The 15,886-nt window shown below is 72.1% G+C and carries 13 protein-coding genes; 3 read left to right on the top strand and 10 right to left on the bottom strand.

Annotation, left to right across the window (positions count from 1 at the left end):
• Nucleotides 1-47: 47 nt before the first annotated feature.
• From trxA to BUE29_RS08155, 5 genes are all read right to left on the bottom strand, one after another.
• The gene (gene trxA, locus BUE29_RS08175; protein WP_073388439.1) at nucleotides 48-377 is read right to left on the bottom strand and encodes a thioredoxin; all 330 of its coding nucleotides are present in this window, start codon (nucleotides 375-377) and stop codon (nucleotides 48-50) included.
• Between the two features lie 104 nt (nucleotides 378-481).
• Complete coding sequence (trxB, locus tag BUE29_RS08170) at nucleotides 482-1,468, bottom strand: thioredoxin-disulfide reductase (RefSeq protein ID WP_073389555.1); 987 nt, start codon at nucleotides 1,466-1,468, stop codon at nucleotides 482-484.
• Between the two features lie 77 nt (nucleotides 1,469-1,545).
• Entirely contained in the window at nucleotides 1,546-3,429 is a 1,884-nt protein-coding gene (murJ, locus tag BUE29_RS08165) for a murein biosynthesis integral membrane protein MurJ (RefSeq protein ID WP_143168064.1), read from the bottom strand.
• Nucleotides 3,426-5,621: a DUF6049 family protein gene (locus BUE29_RS08160; RefSeq protein ID WP_073388437.1), complete on the bottom strand. Its 2,196-nt coding sequence runs from the start codon at nucleotides 5,619-5,621 to the stop codon at nucleotides 3,426-3,428. The genes murJ and BUE29_RS08160 overlap by 4 nt, the downstream gene beginning before the upstream one ends.
• Nucleotides 5,622-5,655: 34 nt before the next feature.
• Nucleotides 5,656-6,189, bottom strand: a complete 534-nt coding sequence (locus tag BUE29_RS08155) for an NUDIX hydrolase (protein ID WP_084180837.1) — start codon at nucleotides 6,187-6,189, stop codon at nucleotides 5,656-5,658.
• Between the two features lie 6 nt (nucleotides 6,190-6,195).
• Between BUE29_RS08155 and BUE29_RS08150 the strand changes: the two genes are divergently transcribed.
• Nucleotides 6,196-7,683, top strand: coding sequence for a CCA tRNA nucleotidyltransferase (locus BUE29_RS08150; RefSeq protein WP_084180836.1), 1,488 nt, complete (start codon nucleotides 6,196-6,198; stop codon nucleotides 7,681-7,683).
• A 4-nt stretch (nucleotides 7,684-7,687) separates the two neighbouring features.
• Here the strand turns inward: BUE29_RS08150 and BUE29_RS08145 are convergent, their stop codons facing one another.
• Nucleotides 7,688-8,986 carry an MFS transporter gene (locus BUE29_RS08145; protein WP_073388432.1) on the bottom strand — a complete coding sequence of 433 codons (1,299 nt, stop codon included), beginning with the start codon at nucleotides 8,984-8,986 and terminating at the stop codon, nucleotides 7,688-7,690.
• 102 nt (nucleotides 8,987-9,088) lie between these two features.
• Between BUE29_RS08145 and BUE29_RS08140 the strand changes: the two genes are divergently transcribed.
• A complete protein-coding gene (locus tag BUE29_RS08140) occupies nucleotides 9,089-9,697 on the top strand; it encodes a YqgE/AlgH family protein (protein WP_073388429.1) in 609 nt (202 codons plus the stop codon).
• Nucleotides 9,698-9,845: 148 nt separating this feature from the next.
• Here BUE29_RS08140 and BUE29_RS08135 read toward each other — a convergent pair whose 3' ends face one another.
• The 4 genes from BUE29_RS08135 to BUE29_RS08120 form a co-directional block, all read right to left on the bottom strand.
• A complete protein-coding gene (locus tag BUE29_RS08135; protein ID WP_073388427.1) occupies nucleotides 9,846-10,946 on the bottom strand; it encodes an inositol-3-phosphate synthase in 1,101 nt (366 codons plus the stop codon).
• Nucleotides 10,947-10,982: 36 nt separating this feature from the next.
• Nucleotides 10,983-11,537 carry a PadR family transcriptional regulator gene (locus tag BUE29_RS08130; RefSeq protein ID WP_073388425.1) on the bottom strand — a complete coding sequence of 185 codons (555 nt, stop codon included), beginning with the start codon at nucleotides 11,535-11,537 and terminating at the stop codon, nucleotides 10,983-10,985.
• Nucleotides 11,538-11,703: 166 nt separating this feature from the next.
• Nucleotides 11,704-13,677 carry an acyl-CoA dehydrogenase family protein gene (locus BUE29_RS08125; RefSeq protein WP_073388423.1) on the bottom strand — a complete coding sequence of 658 codons (1,974 nt, stop codon included), beginning with the start codon at nucleotides 13,675-13,677 and terminating at the stop codon, nucleotides 11,704-11,706.
• Nucleotides 13,678-13,723: 46 nt separating this feature from the next.
• A complete protein-coding gene (locus BUE29_RS08120) occupies nucleotides 13,724-14,440 on the bottom strand; it encodes a TetR/AcrR family transcriptional regulator (protein ID WP_073388421.1) in 717 nt (238 codons plus the stop codon).
• A 91-nt stretch (nucleotides 14,441-14,531) separates the two neighbouring features.
• Here BUE29_RS08120 and BUE29_RS08115 point away from each other — a divergent pair, with 91 nt between their 5' ends.
• On the top strand, nucleotides 14,532-15,827 hold the full coding sequence (locus BUE29_RS08115; protein ID WP_073389546.1) for an acetyl-CoA C-acetyltransferase: 1,296 nt from the start codon (nucleotides 14,532-14,534) through the stop codon (nucleotides 15,825-15,827).
• Nucleotides 15,828-15,886: the final 59 nt, after the last annotated feature.

The following is a 15,886-nucleotide window of genomic DNA, read 5'->3' as shown; positions in this document are numbered from 1 at the left end:
GCATCGCTGGTCGCGCCCGCACGGGCGCGATGACGCTCAGGCGTCGGTCAGCCGGTGAACTCGGTGAGCTCGCGCAGGATGGCGGCCTTGGGACGGGCGCCCACGATCGTCTTGACGAGCTCGCCCTTGTGGAAGACGGCCATGGTCGGGATCGACATGACCTGGTAGTTCCGCGCGGTCTCGGGGTTCTCGTCGATGTTGAGCTTGGCGATCGTCAGCTTGCCCTGTTGCTCGCCGGCGATCTCCTCGAGGACGGGGGCGACCTGGCGGCACGGCCCGCACCACTCGGCCCAGAAATCGACCAGTACCGGCTCGTCCGCGCCGAGCACGTCGGTGCTGAAGCTGCTGTCGGTGACTGTCTTGGTGTTCGCGCCCATGAGCGATGTCTCCTGATAGTCGATGCGTCCGAGCTGGACGCCGGTTGGAACGTCGGGACGGCCGGGGCCATTCCCAGGCTAGCGGCGGGTACGGCGGGGAAGGCTCAGCCGGCGACGGACGTCGGCGACACCGCGTGCTGCGCCTCGGCGGTGTTGGACTCGGTGCGCTGCGGCAGGCCCGCCAGGTACCGCTCGGCGTCGAGCGCGGCCTGGCAGCCGGTGCCGGCGGCGGTGATCGCCTGCCGGTAGGTGTGGTCGACGAGGTCGCCGGCCGCGAAGACGCCGGGGAGGTTGGTCAGCGTGCCCTCGCCGGTGAGCACGTACCCCTCGTCGTCCAGCTCGACCTGGCCGACGACCAGCTCGCTGCGCGGTTCGTGGCCGATGGCGATGAACAGCCCGCCGACCTCCAGGTCGCGCTCGGCCCCGGTCGTCGTGTCGCGGACGTGCAGCCCCGAGACCGAGCCCTGGCCGTGGATGTCGACGACCTCGCTGTTCCAGAGAAAGGTGATCTTCGGGTCCTTCTCGGCCCGCTCGGCCATGATCGCGCTGGCCCGCAGGGAGTCGCGGCGGTGGACGATCGTCACCGACTTCGCGAAGCGGGTGAGGAAGGTGGCCTCCTCCATCGCGGTGTCGCCACCGCCGACGACCGCGATGTCCTTGTCGCGGAAGAAGAAGCCGTCGCACGTCGCGCACCAGCTCACGCCGCGGCCGGACAGCTCGTCCTCGCGGGTGATGCCGAGCTTGCGGTACGCCGAGCCCATGGCGAGCACCACGGCGTCGGCGGTGTACTCGCCGTCGAGCGTGCGCACGGTCTTGACCGGCCCGGCGAGGTCCACCGACACGACGTCGTCGGCGACCAGCTCGGCTCCGAAACGCTCGGCCTGCGTGCGGATGTGGTCCATCAGCTGCGGGCCCATGATGCCGTCCGGGAACCCGGGGAAGTTCTCGACCTCGGTCGTGTTCATCAGCGCGCCGCCGTACTGCGAGCCCTCGAACACGAGTGGCGCGAGGTCGGCTCGCGCGGTGTAGAGAGCCGCCGTGTACCCCGCCGGGCCGGACCCGACGACGATCACGTTGCGATGCTCGGTCATCGAATGCACCCTCTCGATCTGCTTCGTGCCCGCTGGCACGCTCTCTGGAACCGCGTCGACGTCCGGGTCATTCCCCGTCATCGCGCTCCTCGCACGGTAGCGATCGCCTGCTCGACGGCCGGGATGCGCATCCGCCACGCGACGACGCCGAGCACGATCAGCCCGGCGACGCCGCCGCCGACGAGCGCCACCGTGGAGCCGGCGTGGCCCGCGCCGAGCGCGTCCTGGGCGAGCAGCACGACGCCGTAGGCGGCGGCGCCCCCGAGCACCGAGGCGAAGCCGATCTGCAGCAGCGTGCGCGTCACGGGACCGAAGCGCAGCGAGCCCAGGCGCCGCGTCAGCACGACGTGGCCCACCACGGCACCGACCACGTAGGACAGCGAGGTCGAGATGTTCAGCCACTCGACGGCGTGCTCGGTCCCGGCGAACGCCTCGTTCGAGACGAGCACGAGGACGATCTTGGTGGCGACCATGAAGGTGTTGATCAGGGTGGGGGTGCGGCCGTCGCGCATGGCGTAGAACACCCGCAGCTGCAGCATCACCAGCGCGAACGGGAAGAGGCCGAAGGCCGACCACGCGAGCGCCGAGCCGATGAGGTGGCCACCGTCGATGGAGGTCTCGCCGTAGGCGAACAGCGTCACCGACATGACCGGGCCGAGCGCGATCAACCCGGCGGTGATGGGGACGAGCGCGATGGCCGACAGGCGGGCCCCGAGCCCGAGGTCCTCGATCACGGCCTCGTGGTCCTCGCGCAGCGCCGCGCGCGACAGCCGCGGCATGATCGCGGTGAGCAGGGAGACGACGAGGATGCCGTAGGGCATCTGGAACAGCAGGTCGGCGGCGGTGAAGACGCTGTATCCCAGGTTGTCGTTGCCGACCTTCTGGATGATCGAGACACCCACCTGGCTCACGACCACGTAGGCGAGCACCCAGCCGGCGAGGACGCCGACCTCGCGCATGCGACCGCGCTCCTCGGGGCGGGCGCGGAAGCGCCACTGCCAGTGGAACCCGACCGTCCGCAGCGACGGCACGAGCACGAGGGCCTGCGCGGCGATGCCGAGCGTCGTGCCCACGCCGAGCACGACGATCTGCGTGGTGGTGATCGTGGTGGGGTCGAGCGTGCTCGGGCCGGGCAGCAGCCAGAACACGAGCACGGTGGCGATCATGATGACGTTGTTGAGCACCGGCGACCACGCGCCCGCGCGGTAGCTGTGGCGGATGTTGAGGACCGCCATGAACATGGCGCCGAGACCGTAGAAGAAGATCTCGGGCAGCAGCAGCGTCGCGAAGATGCTGGTGAGGTCCCGTCCGGGGCCGTCGGGGACGAAGGCGGCCGAGATCCACGGTGCGGCCAGGACCGCCAGGATGGTCATGACGCCGAGACCGGCGGCGGCGAGCGAGAGCAGCCGCTGGGTATAGGCGACGCCGTCGTCGTCGTCCTCGCTCTGCGCGTGCACCAGCAGCGGGACGAGCACGCTCGACAGCACGCCGCCGAGCAGCAGCTCGTACACCATGTTCGGGAACGTGTTCGCGGAGTTGTAGGCGTTGCCGACACCGGCCAGGCCCAGCGCGGCGACGATGAAGATGGTGCGCAGGAAGCCGGTGATCCGGCTGACGAGCGATGCGACCGCCATCGACCCGCTGGCGGCGAGCAGGCCGCGATTGCTGCGGTCGTCCTCGACGGGGGTGGTGCCCTCGGGTGGGGCGGGCTCGGCGGTGCCGTCCGGCTCGGTGCCGTCCGGCTCCGTGGTCGGCTCCGTGGTCGGCGACGCCGCCCGCCGGTGCCGCGGCTTGCCGACGAGGGTCGTCGTCCCCCACGTCGGCTCGTCGCCGTCGTCGAAGCTCGACACCACGACCGAGCCGATGGGGTCGAGCTCGGTGAACGTCCTCGGCTCGATGGCCTGGGTGGCGTTGTAGAGGGTCGGCCGGCTCCAGTCGTCCTCGGTCACGCGCGTCGTCACGGCGCCTCGCCCGCCAGGGCGGTGGGGCGGGCGGCACGCTGAGCGGCCTTGCGACGCAGGCGACGCAGTCGGCGGACGAAGCGCACGAGCAGCGCGAGCGCCAACACGCCACCGGCGACGACGGTGATGACCACCCCGATGGCCCCGAACACGGTGCTGCGCACGGACAGCTCGACCGACGGACCCAGCGGCGTGCTCTTCGCGGTCCACAGCCGCGCGGCCACCGGGATGCGTCCCGATCGTTCCAGGCGGCTCGGCACCTTCAGCGTCTGCTTGGTGTTGGGGTCGATCGTGCGGGTCCGTGGGGTGCCGACCATCGAGTAGCCCGGCACGCTGTCCTTGGCCGCGACGTAGACCGCGATCTCGACGGGATACGGCAGCTCGTTCTCCACCGTTATCGGCAGTGACGAGCTGTCCGAGCCGAGGGTGTAGCTGCTCGACGCCGGCTTCACGATGTGGACGCCGGTCACGAGGCGGTCGACGGTGCGGGTGAGGGCGGCGGCCAGCTGCGGCCCGGCGGCGTGACCGGGCGCCCCACCCGACGTGCGCCACGCCGACGAGGTCAGACGTTGCACGGCGCGGGGCAGCTTGGCGAGCAGCGGCCGCGCGCTCGTGGCGCGCGCGAGGAGCGTGTCGACCGTCGGCAGGTCGGCGTAGGCCTTCTCGGTCGCGGTGACGTTCGCCTCGGGCAGGCCGCCGGTGTCGCTGCCCGCCCGAGCCCGCAGCGTGCTCGCGCGCGCCGGCAGCGCGGAGCCGACGTCGGCGACGCCGACCGGGGTGGCGAACGGCGAGGTGCTGGTGGTCTCGATCGCGCGCACCGCCCGGGCGGGGTCCGGGTCGACGTAGCGCGACGGTGTCAGGACGGCGTACGGCGCGGCGTTCTTCGCCTGTGCGGCCCGGATCGCGATCTCGGCCGTCAGCGCCGGCACGGTGGCGGCGCTGCCGTCGTCGGCCGTCACGGCCGGTTCGACGAGCCTGGTCATGGTCGGGGACGCGACCGCGGCCGCGACCGTCCCCGCCGAGGTCCGCAGCCGAGCGATCGCGACCTGCCGACCGCCCTGCCTGCTCGGCGACACCGCCGAGCCGTCCACGACGACCGTCTTGACGCCGGCCGCCGCCATCGTGGTGAGCGCGCTCCGCCCGACCGTCCCGCCTGCCGGCCACGCGACGTCGTCGGCCGTGTCCACCCCGCCGAGCGCCCGCGCCACCCGGCGGGCCATGCCGGCCGGCAGGGTCGTCGTCCAGTGGACCTGCCGGGCGGCCAGCGACTGCACGTCGGGGTCGGCGTAGGGCGTGAGCGAGAGCCGCACCCGCGACGTCGACGCGAGCAGCATGCGCAGCCGTTCGAGCCACGACCGCGCCGCCTCGCGTCCCACGCCCGCCGTGCGCCCCGTCGCGGTGCGCACGGTGTAGCTCGTCTCGGCCATGATCTCCAGCTCGTCGAGCAGCTCCGGGTCGACGACCGCCGTGACGGGGATCTTCGTGTCCAGCCGTTCCAGGACCTGCAGCGCTCGGTCGAGCCGACCGCCGGCGACCGACGCGGCCAGGTCGTCGTCGAGGAAGACGGTCTCGTCCAGCAGTCGGTGCGGACGGTCGAGCAGGGGCCAGACCCAGCCGACACGCACCCGTTTCGGCTGCTCGAGGAACGAGGGCAGGAAGCTGACGGCGACGTCCAGCTGCTTCACCGCACCCGCGGACGAGACGTGCTCGGCGGCGAAGTACAGCGGGTACACGCCGTCGCCGCACTGGCACACGCCCGCGTCGTTCGGCACGCCGTAGGTGGTGCGGAACACCACGCGGTGGGCCAGGCCGTCGGCGGGCACGTCGAGCGAGACCGGGCGGGTCGGGGCGATGCCGACGCCGTCGGGCTGGGGGGTGCGGTCGGCGACGACCTCGTCGAGAGCCGATTGGGTCTGCAGCGGCGCGCCGCGGCGGCCGGTGATGCGCACGCCCGAGACCGGGGCGCCGGTCGTGTTCGTGACGTCGAGCGTGACCGTCAACGCGCGTTTGGTCTCCGAGCGGGCGGGCGCGACCGGCGACATGCCCACGACCCGCAGCTGCACGCTGCCGGCGCGCTGTTGCTGCGCGTGCGCGGGACCGGCCCACGACGAGGCCGCGGCGGGGACGGTGGCGCAGGTGAGGGCGACGAGCAGGGCCGGCAGTACCCGTAGTGCCCGCGGTGGGCGCGTCATGCGCCGCGCCACCGGTCCGCCGACCGTGCGTCGCTCACGCCGTATCCGCGAGCAATCGGCCGGCGGTGTCGACGAGACCCCGCTCGTCCGGATAGGCCAGCTGGCCGCGGATCTCGTCGAGCGGCACCCAGGCGACCTCGTCGACCTCGACGTCGGAGTCGGAGAGCTCGCCGCCGGTGCGTCGCAGCAGGTAGTGCCGGACGGTCTTGTGGATGCGCCGCCCCTCGGCGACGAACCAGAAGTCGATGGTGCCGAGCTCGGCGACGATCTCGCCGGCGATGCCGGTCTCCTCCTCGACCTCGCGGACCGCCGCCTGCTCGGCCGTCTCACCGGCCTCGATGTGACCCTTGGGCAGCGACCACAGCAACCGGCCCTGCCGGTCGGTGCGTCCGATCAGCGCGCCGCGGGGCACCGTGCCGGCCAGATCGACCACCAGTCCGCCGGCGCTGAACTCGTCGACCTGCCGCAGCCAGCGCCGTGGCCGGCGGCGCCGGTTGCCGCGGGACGACCGCTCACCCGGGCCGGGCGCCGCGCCCTGGGGGGGTCGCGGCTCCGGGGTCGGGGACATGGCCCGATGGTAACCGGCGCCTCGGTACGCTGGCCGTCCGTGACCCCGCGTGCCGACCCCGTCCTTCCCCGAGCTCAGGTGACTGCCCAGGTGACCTCACCCGGCGATCTCGTCCCGCTCCCGGACGCCGCGGTGGCCCTCGGCGCCGCCTTCGCGCGCGCCGGTCACGAGCTGCACCTGGTCGGCGGGCCGGTCCGTGACGCCCTCATGGGCCGTCCCTGCGACGACCTCGACTTCACGACCGACGCGCGTCCGGAGGCGATCCTGGCGATCGTCGAGCCCCTCGCCGCCGCCACCTGGACGACGGGCATCCGCTTCGGCACGGTGGGGGCACGGATCGGGCCCCTGCTGTGCGAGATCACGACGTTCCGTGCCGACGCGTACGACGGCGTCAGCCGCAATCCCGAGGTGCGGTTCGGCGACTCGCTCGTCGCCGACCTGCGGCGCCGCGACTTCACCATGAACGCGATGGCGGTCTCGGTCACCGGCGAGCGCACCTTCACCGACCCCTACCAGGGGCTCGCCGACCTGGCCCGCGGCGTGCTGCGCACCCCCGGGGCGCCCGCGGAGTCCTTCGGGGACGACCCGCTGCGCATGCTGCGCGCCGCCCGGTTCGTCTCGGCGCTGGGCGTCGCCATCGACCCGACGGTGGCCGCGGCCATGCAGGCGCTGGCCGGCGAGCTCGCCCGGATCACGCCCGAGCGGGTACTGGCCGAGCTCACCAAGCTGCTGGCCGGTCGTACGCCGCGGGCGGGGCTCGAGGTCATGGTCGACACCGGCCTCGCCGAGGTGGTCCTACCCGAGCTGCCGGCGCTGCGTATGGCCGCCGACGAGCACGGACAGCACAAGGACGTCTACGCCCACACGCTGCAGGTGCTCGACCAGGCGATCGACCTCGAGGACGGCGAGCCCGACGTCACGCTGCGCTGGGCGGCGCTGCTGCACGACATCGGCAAGCCCGCCACCCGCGAGTTCGCGTCCGGCGGCCGCGTCACGTTCCACCACCACGAGGTGGTGGGTGCGCGCATGGCCCGCAAGCGGTTGAAGACGTTGCGCGCGCCCAACCAGCTGATCCAGGACGTCGGGCAGCTCGTCTACCTGCACCTGCGCTTCTACGGGTACCGGACGAGCGGCTGGACCGACTCCGCGGTACGCCGTTACGTGCAGGACGCCGGACCGCTGCTGCCGCGGCTGCACAAGCTCGTCCGCTCCGACTGCACGACGCGCAACAAGCGCAAGGCAGCGGCGCTGTCGCACGCGTACGACACCCTCGAGGAGCGCATCGCGGCGCTGCAGGCGCAGGAGGAGCTCGACGCCATCCGGCCCGATCTCGACGGCAACGAGATCATGGCGATCCTGGGGATCGCGCCCGGTCGTGAGGTCGGTCAGGCGTACCAGCACCTGCTCGCGCTGCGTATGGAGCACGGTCCGCTGGGCCACGACCGCGCCGTCGCCGAGCTGCGCACCTGGTGGGCCGACCGCGTCGACGGGTGAGGGCTCAGCCCGGCGTGACCGACGCGCCCGACGGCCGGGTCGCGACGGCGAGCCGCGCGTAGCAGGCGGCCGCGACGACGTAGCCCACCGCGATGACCACCACCGACGCCGGGCTGTGCCCGTCGGCGGGCAGCACGGTCGCGGTGAGCACGGCGGCGACGACGAGCGTCACGTTGAACAACGTGTCGTAGAGCGCGAACACCCGTCCGCGGAAGGCGTCGTCGACGTACTGCTGCACCAGCGTGTCGACGCTGATCTTGACGCCCTGCGCGGCGAAGCCGAGCAGCAGCGCCGCCACGAGCAGCAACGGCAACCGGTAGCTCAGCACGAACGAGAGCAGCACGGCGGCGGCGCCGAGCAGCAGCAGCGCCGGCCAGCCCGGGGCGCCGAAGCGGCGGAACGCGGCGGGCGTGACGGCCGCCGCCAGCGCACCGCCGACGGCGATCATGGTCACCACCTGGGTCAGGCCCGCCAGCCCAGCGCGGAAGAAGCCCTGGTCGTCGAAGCGATTGCGGTAGAGCAGCACCGTGCACACGGTGGTGACGCCGTAGCCCAGCCGGTGGACGGCGACGACCGTGAGGCCGTGCAGCACCGGTCGTCGTGAGCGGACGTGCGCCAACCCGGCCGCCAGGCCCCGGACGACCTCGCGCAGCGACTCGCGCGTGGCGCGCTCGTGCGCGGACGGTCCGAGGCGGGACCGCGCGAACCGGCCGGCGGCGAACGCCGCGAGCAGGTACGGGACGGCCGCCGCGGCGGCGATGAGGGCGTAGTCGCCCGTCCCCGAACCCAGGAGGGCGCGTGCGCCGATGGCGGCGCCGCCGCCGGCCACCGCCGCGACCGTGCCCACGGTCGTCGTGAACGAGTTGGCGGTGACCAGTTCCGCCCGGGGCACGACCCGGGGCAGCGCGGCGCTCAGCGCCGAGAGCAGGAAGCGGGCGACGGAGATGAGGACGAGCGCCGCGGCGTAGAACCCGAGGCCGGACAGCCCTGCCCCGATGCCGGCGGCGAACACCAGCAGGCCGCCGGCGCGTGCCGTGTTCGCGACGATGAGGATCCGCTGCCGCCACCACCGGTCGAGCAGGACGCCGGCGAACGGTCCGATCAGCGAGTAGGGCAGCAGCAGCACGGCGAACCCGGCCGCGACGTCCGCGGCCGCGGCCTGCCGCTCGGGATTGAACAGCACGGCGCCGGCGAGGCTGGCCTGGAACGCACCGTCGCCGAACTGACCCGCGATGCGGACGGCGAGCAGGCGGCGGAAGTCGCCGGCGGCGAGCGCGGCGAGCAGGTGACGGCGCCGCGGCATGAGGTCGAGGTTAGCCAGGGGAGGGCCGATGGTGACGGCCGGCGGCGGGAAGTCCCGCCGCGGGTGTGGCCGCGCGGCCGTCCGACGCGCCAAGATGAGCGCATGGCGAAGGCGGACTGGTCTTTCTTGCCGGCTCGGCTGCGCCACGAACCCACGGCCGGCAGCCTGCTCGTCGCCACCCCGCTGCTCGGCGACCCGCACTTCAGCCGGACGGTCGTCTACCTGCTCGAGCACGACGGCGGCGGGACGGTCGGCGTGGTGCTCAACCGCCCCAGCCACACGCCGGTCGGCCAGGTGCTGCCCGACTGGCACGACGCGGTGAGCGGGCCTGCGGTCGTGTTCGGCGGCGGCCCGGTCCAGCCCGACGGTGCGCTGTGCCTCGGCCTGCTCGATCCGGGCCTCGCACCGGCCGACGACGCCGCGGACGGCATGCACGAGGTCGTGGACGGCGTCACCACCGTCGACCTCGACGGCGACGTCGCGGTGATCGCTCCCATCGCACGCCGGCTGCGGGTGTTCGCCGGCCATGCGGGCTGGTCGCCCGGGCAGCTCGACGACGAGATCGCCGAAGGCGCGTGGTGGCCGCTGTCGGGGAGCCCGGACGACCTGTTCAGCGAGTCCCCGCGCAGCATGTGGATGCACGTGTTGCGCCGGCAGCCGGCGCCGTTGTCGCTGCTGTCGACCTACCCCGAGGACATCGCACTGAACTGAGCGCGGACAACGTCCCACACCCGCGGCTGCGGGCGGTCCGCACGCTACGGCGAGCCGCGCGCGTTGGACTGGCGAACGGCGCAGGGCCGGTCCGTCGCTGGACGGACCGGCCCTGCCGGAGTCGTTCGGTCGTGCCGTGCTGCCGTGCCTACCGTTCGACGGTGCCGTCGATGAAGTCCTGCACGGCCTTGCGGGCCTCGTCGTCGAAGTACTGGACCGGCGGGGACTTCATGAAGTAGCTCGACGCCGACAGGATCGGGCCGCCGATGCCGCGGTCCTTGGCGATCTTCGCGGCGCGCAGCGCGTCGATGATGATGCCCGCCGAGTTGGGGGAGTCCCAGACCTCGAGCTTGTACTCGAGGTTCAGCGGCACGTCGCCGAAGGTCTTGCCCTCGAGCCGGACGAAGGCCCACTTGCGGTCGTCGAGCCACGCGACGTAGTCGGACGGGCCGATGTGGACGTTGCGCTCGCCGAGGTCGCGGTCGGGGACCTGGGAGGTGACCGACTGCGTCTTGGAGATCTTCTTGGACTCGAGCCGGTCACGCTCGAGCATGTTCTTGAAGTCCATGTTGCCGCCGACGTTGAGCTGGTAGGTGCGCTGCACCTCGACGCCGCGATCCTCGAACAGCTTGGTCAGCACGCGGTGCGTGATGGTGGCGCCGACCTGGCTCTTGATGTCGTCGCCGACGATCGGGACACCGGCGTCGGTGAACTTCTGGGCCCACTCGGGGGTGCTGGCGATGAACACCGGCAGCGCGTTGACGAAGGCGACCTTGGCGTCGATGGCGCACTGCGCGTAGAACTTCGCCGCGTCCTCGGAGCCGACGGGCAGGTAGCAGATCAGGACGTCGACGGCCTGGTCCTTGAGCACCTGGACGACGTCGACGGGCTCCTCGAGGGACTCCTCGATCGTCTCGCGGTAGTACTTGCCGAGGCCGTCGAGCGTGTGACCACGCTGCACCGGCACGTCGAGCTGCGGGACGTCGCAGATCTTGATGGTGTTGTTCTCGCTGGCCGCGATGGCCTGCGACAGGTCGAGGCCGACCTTCTTGGCGTCGACGTCGAACGCGGCGACGAACTCGATGTCGCTGACGTGGTAGTCGCCGAAGTTGACGTGCATGAGGCCCGGGACCTTGGTCGCGGGGTCGGCGTCGCGGTAGAAGTGGACGCCCTGGACGAGGGATGCGGAGCAGTTGCCCACACCCACGATTGCGACGCGGATCTTGCCGCTCGCGGACTGCGAAGCCATCAGGGCTTCCTCCTTCTGTTCGGTGCTGCTGGGCTGTTAGCGGTCGTGCGGGGGGTCGGTTCGGGCGTTCTCGGTGCGCTCGGTCTCGATGAGCTCGGTGAGCCAGCGGACCTCGCGGTCGACCGACTCGAGGCCGTGCTCGTGCAGCTCGCGGGTGTAGCGGTCGAACCGCTCACCGGTGCGGGCCCGCTTCATCCCGTCGCGCTTCTCCTCGACTCGGCGGCGCCGACCTTCGAGGATCTGCAGCCGGACGTCCGAGCGCGTCTGCGCGAAGAACGCCAGCCGGGCGCCGAAGCCCTCGTCGTCGAAGGCGTCGGGACCGACGTCGGCCAGCAGGTCGGCGAGGTGTTCCTTGCCCTCGGCCGTCAGCTGGTAGACGCGCTTGCCGCGACGGGACCGGGCGGTGCCGGTCTCGGCGAGCGGTGACTCCTCGGAGATCCACCCGGCGTCGGACAGCCGTCGCAGGGTGGGGTAGAGCGAGCCGTAGGAGAACGCCCGGAACGTCCCGAGGGTGGTCGCGAGCCGCTTGCGGATCTCGTACCCGTGCATCGGGCTCTCGTTGAGCAGCCCGAGAACGGCGATCTCCAGCACGCGCCGCCCCCGTTCGTCCGGATTCGTCCCTGGCGGGGACCCGCGCCGAGCGTTTCGACGCGATGTATCAGCACGATACATCAGCGCGAGAGGGCGGCGACGTCGCGGTGAACAACGGGCCACCGCGACGGGTCGCGTCGGTGACCGGCCGGGCCGTTCCCGGCGCTCAGGGGTTGATGCCACCGGCCTCCGGGACGTCCTCGGGCCAGGCGATCGGGGCGGCGATCGCGGAGTCGGGGACGCCGAACGCGTCGACCAGGGTCAGCGCCTGCGGACGGATCGCGCCGCAGAGCTCGTTCACCGCGGCAATGACGGCCTTGGAGCGGTTCGCGGTGAGCATGCCGTGCTCGGCGAACCAGCCGCGTTCGGCCTCGATCGTCGACAGCGCGTAGAGGTCGCACAGCGAGACGAGCAGGTCACGCTCCGGGCCGGCGGGCACCTGCTCGATGGCGTGCACGAACGCGGCGAGCAGGACGCCGTCGACGTGGGCGCGGGCGGCGCCCAGCAGGTGGTCCTGCGCGGCGTTGAAGACCGCGAACTGGTCGTCCGCGTCCATCGCGCGGCGCAGCCGCATCGCCAGCGACTCGAGCATGTGCTTCTCGCGGTGGGTGAACATCGAGATCTGCCAGTCGTGGTCGAAGACGCTGCCCTCGTCCGAGCGGGACGGCGCGGCGTCGCGGAGCCGCTGCAGCAGCCGGCGTCCCCCGGCCCGCTCGATGACGGTCTCGACGACCTGGTCGGCGACGAACAGTGCGGTGCCGCGCAGGTCGAGGTTGCCGAAGTGCTCGGAGTACCCGGTGAGCAATTCCTTCGCGACGAGCTGCAGCAGGACGGTGTTGTCGCCCTCGAAGGTGGTGAACACGTCGGTGTCGGCCTTGAGCCCCGGCAACCGGTTCTCGGCCAGATAGCCGGCACCGCCGCAGGCCTCGCGACAGGCCTGGATGGTCGCCGTCGCGTGCCACGTGCCGATCGCCTTCACGCCGGCGGCACGCGTCTCGAGCTCGCGGCGGTCGGGGTGCTCGGCCGGGTGCTGCTCGGCGACGGGCAGGTCGAGGTCGGGGGTCGTCTCGTCCAGGCCCGCGACCAGCTCGAGCTGCGCGAAGTGCAACGCGTACGTCTTGGCGAGCGCGGGCAACAGCTTGCGCTGGTGGCCGAGATAGTCCAGCACGGTGATCTCGTCACCGGTCGCCGGGTTCTCGAACTGCTTGCGCGAGTTGCCGTAGCGCAGTGCGATCGCGAGGGCGACCTTGGTGGCGCTGCCGGCACCGCCGGCCACGCTGATCCGACCCTGCACGAGCGTGCCGAGCATGGTGAAGAAGCGCGCGGTCTTGTTCTCGATCGGCGTCGTGTAGCTGCCGTCGGCGGCGACGTCGGCATAGCGGTTGAGCAGGTTGTCACGCGGGATGCGCACGTCGTCGAAGTACAGCCGACCGTTGTCCACGCCGTTCAGCCCCGCCTTGAGTCCGCAGTCCTCGATCCGGACGTTCGGGGCGGGATTGCCGTCGGCGTCGCGGATCGGCACGACGAACGCGTGCACGCCGTGCAGCTCACCACCGGTGACGAGCTGCGCGAACACCACCGCGACCCGGCCGTCGCGGGCGGCGTTGCCGATGTACTCCTTGCGGGCCGACGTCGAGGGTGTCGTGACGACGAACTCGTCGGTGTCGGGATCGAACGTGGCCGTGGTGCGGACGTTCGCGACATCCGAGCCGTGGCCGGTCTCGGTCATCGCGAAGCAGCCGAGCAGGTCGAGCGAGACGATGTCGGCGAGGTACTTCTCGTGATGACGTTCGGTGCCCAGGTGCAGGATCGCGCCGCCGAACAACCCCCACTGCACACCCGCCTTGACCAGCAGCGACAGGTCACCCATGCCCTGCATCTCGAACGCGGTGATCGAGCCGCCCACGTCGTTGGCGCCGCCGTAGCGGGTGGGGAAGCCGAGCCGGGCGTAGCCGCCCTCGGCGAGCGCGGCGAGCCGCTCGAAGGTGCGGGCGCGCTGCTCCTCGGTGTCCTGCCCGACCTCGACGGTGAACCGCGGGTCCTTGGCGAGCTCGCGCGCCTCCCGGCGGACGTCGGCCCAGCGGCCGTCCAGAACGTCCCGGAGGATCCCGGAATCCGCGGCGTCGAGAGTGTGCGTCATGCGCTCGGTGTACCCGCCGACACCGGCCCTCGATGCGCGTCGATCGTCACGTGCGTGAGTCCGCCGGGCGGAAGACACCCGCGGCCGGGCGGGCGTCGACCGCCAGCCCGGCGGACTGGAACACACCGGCGGCGCCGCCCCACAGCAGGGCGGCGAGGTACTCGGTGAGCTGCGGGCGCGTCATGTCGCGCGGATGGTCGAGCCACCACAGGCTGGCGGCGCGGATGAACCCGACCGCGGCCTCGCCCCACGGCTGCGCGCCGGCCGGGTCGAGCCCGCAGCCGCGGAGCTGGTCGCCGAGGACGCGGGTGAGGATCGCCGTCACCGGGTCGCTGTGATCGGCCGGGGTCGGTCGTCCGGCGCGGGCCTCGGGCAGCAGCCGGTGCTGGGCGACGAAACGGAACAGCTCGGGGTTGTCGTCGAGCAGCGACAGGTAGCCGTCGATGGCGCGGAAGAGCAGCGACCGCGGGTCGGTGGGCTGCTCGTCCGCCGCGGTGTGCACCGCCTGCAGCGCGTCCACGATCTGATCGATCACGCGCCGGCCGACGCAGCGGTAGAGGTCGCCCTTGTCGGCGAAGTAGCGGTAGATGACGGCCTTGCTCGTGCCGGCGGTCGCGGCGATCCGGTCGACGCCGACCTCGCTGCCGTACTCGCCGATCGCGGTGACGGCGTGGTCGATGAGCTCCTCGCGGCGCGCCACCCGGTGCTCGGCCCACCGGGCGCTGCGCCCGTCGGCCGTTAGTCGGGACACACGGTCGTTCACGAGACACAAAGTACCCGATACTGTTGGTCCGACTAGTTCCGTACTGTCGCGTGGCAACCGCGCCCGGCGCGGACCGCACACCAGCGAGAGGATCCTCGTGAACACTCGACGTGCCGCCATCGTGGGCGGCAACCGCATCCCGTTCGCCCGGTCCAACGGCCCCTACGCGCAGGCGTCGAACCAGGACATGCTGACCGCCGCCCTCGACGGCCTGGTCGCGCGGTTCGGTCTGCAGGAGGAGCGCATCGGCGAGGTCGTCGCGGGCGCCGTGCTCAAGCACTCCCGCGACTTCAACCTGACCCGCGAAGCCGTGCTCGGTTCGCGCCTCGCGTCCACGACGGCGGCCTACGACGTCCAGCAGGCGTGCGGGACGGGACTGGAGACGCTCGTCGTCACCGCGAACAAGATCGCCCTCGGGCAGATCGACTCGGCCGTGGCCGGAGGGGTCGACACGACGTCCGACGCCCCGATCGCGGTGAACGAGGACCTGCGCCAGGTGCTGCTGGCCGCCAACCGCGCGAAGAGTGCGGGCGCCCGCCTCAAGGCGCTCGCCGGCATCCGCCCGCAGCAGTTGGTGCCGAGCATCCCGCAGAACTCCGAGCCCCGCACCGGGTTGTCCATGGGCGAGCACCAGGCCGTTACCGCGCACGAGTGGGGCATCACCCGCGAGGCGCAGGACGAGCTGGCCGCCGCCTCGCACCGCAACCTCGCCGCGTCCTACGACCGCGGCTTCCAGGACGACCTCATCACGCCCTTCCTCGGACTGTCGCGTGACCAGAACCTGCGCGCGGACTCGTCGGTCGAGAAGCTCGCGAAGCTCTCGCCGGTGTTCGGCAAGAACCTCGGCGACGAGGCGACGATGACCGCCGGCAACTCCACCCCGCTGACCGACGGCGCGTCGACGGTGCTGCTGGCCTCCGAGGACTGGGCGCAGCAGCACAACCTGCCGGTGCTCGCGTACTTCGTGGACGCCGAGACCGCCGCGGTCGACTACGTGCACGGCGACAAGAAGGCGGAGGGTCTGCTGTTGGCGCCGGCCTACGCCGTGCCGCGGCTGCTCGCCCGCAACGGGCTCACGCTGCAGGACTTCGACTACTACGAGATCCACGAGGCCTTCGCGTCGACCGTGCTCGCGACGTTGAAGGCGTGGGAGGACCCGGACTTCTGCAAGGCCCGCCTCGGTCTGGACGCCCCGCTGGGCCCGATCGACCGCACGAAGCTCAACGTGCACGGGTCGTCGCTCGCCGCGGGCCACCCGTTCGCCGCCACCGGCGGCCGGATCGCCGCGTCGCTCGCCAAGACCCTGCACGAGAAGGGCTCCGGTCGCGGGCTCATCTCTATCTGCGCCGCCGGCGGTCAGGGTGTCGTCGCCATCGTCGAGAAGTGAATCGCGGGGCTCAGCTTCCGCCTCGCCGCGTTGTCCTCCTCGGCGGTAGCGCGCTACCG

It is taken from the genome of Jatrophihabitans endophyticus (assembly GCF_900129455.1).
Lineage (GTDB): Bacteria > Actinomycetota > Actinomycetes > Mycobacteriales > Jatrophihabitantaceae > Jatrophihabitans > Jatrophihabitans endophyticus.
The sequence above is the reverse complement of the archived record's forward strand: the minus strand, read 5'-3'. Positions and strand labels throughout refer to the sequence as shown.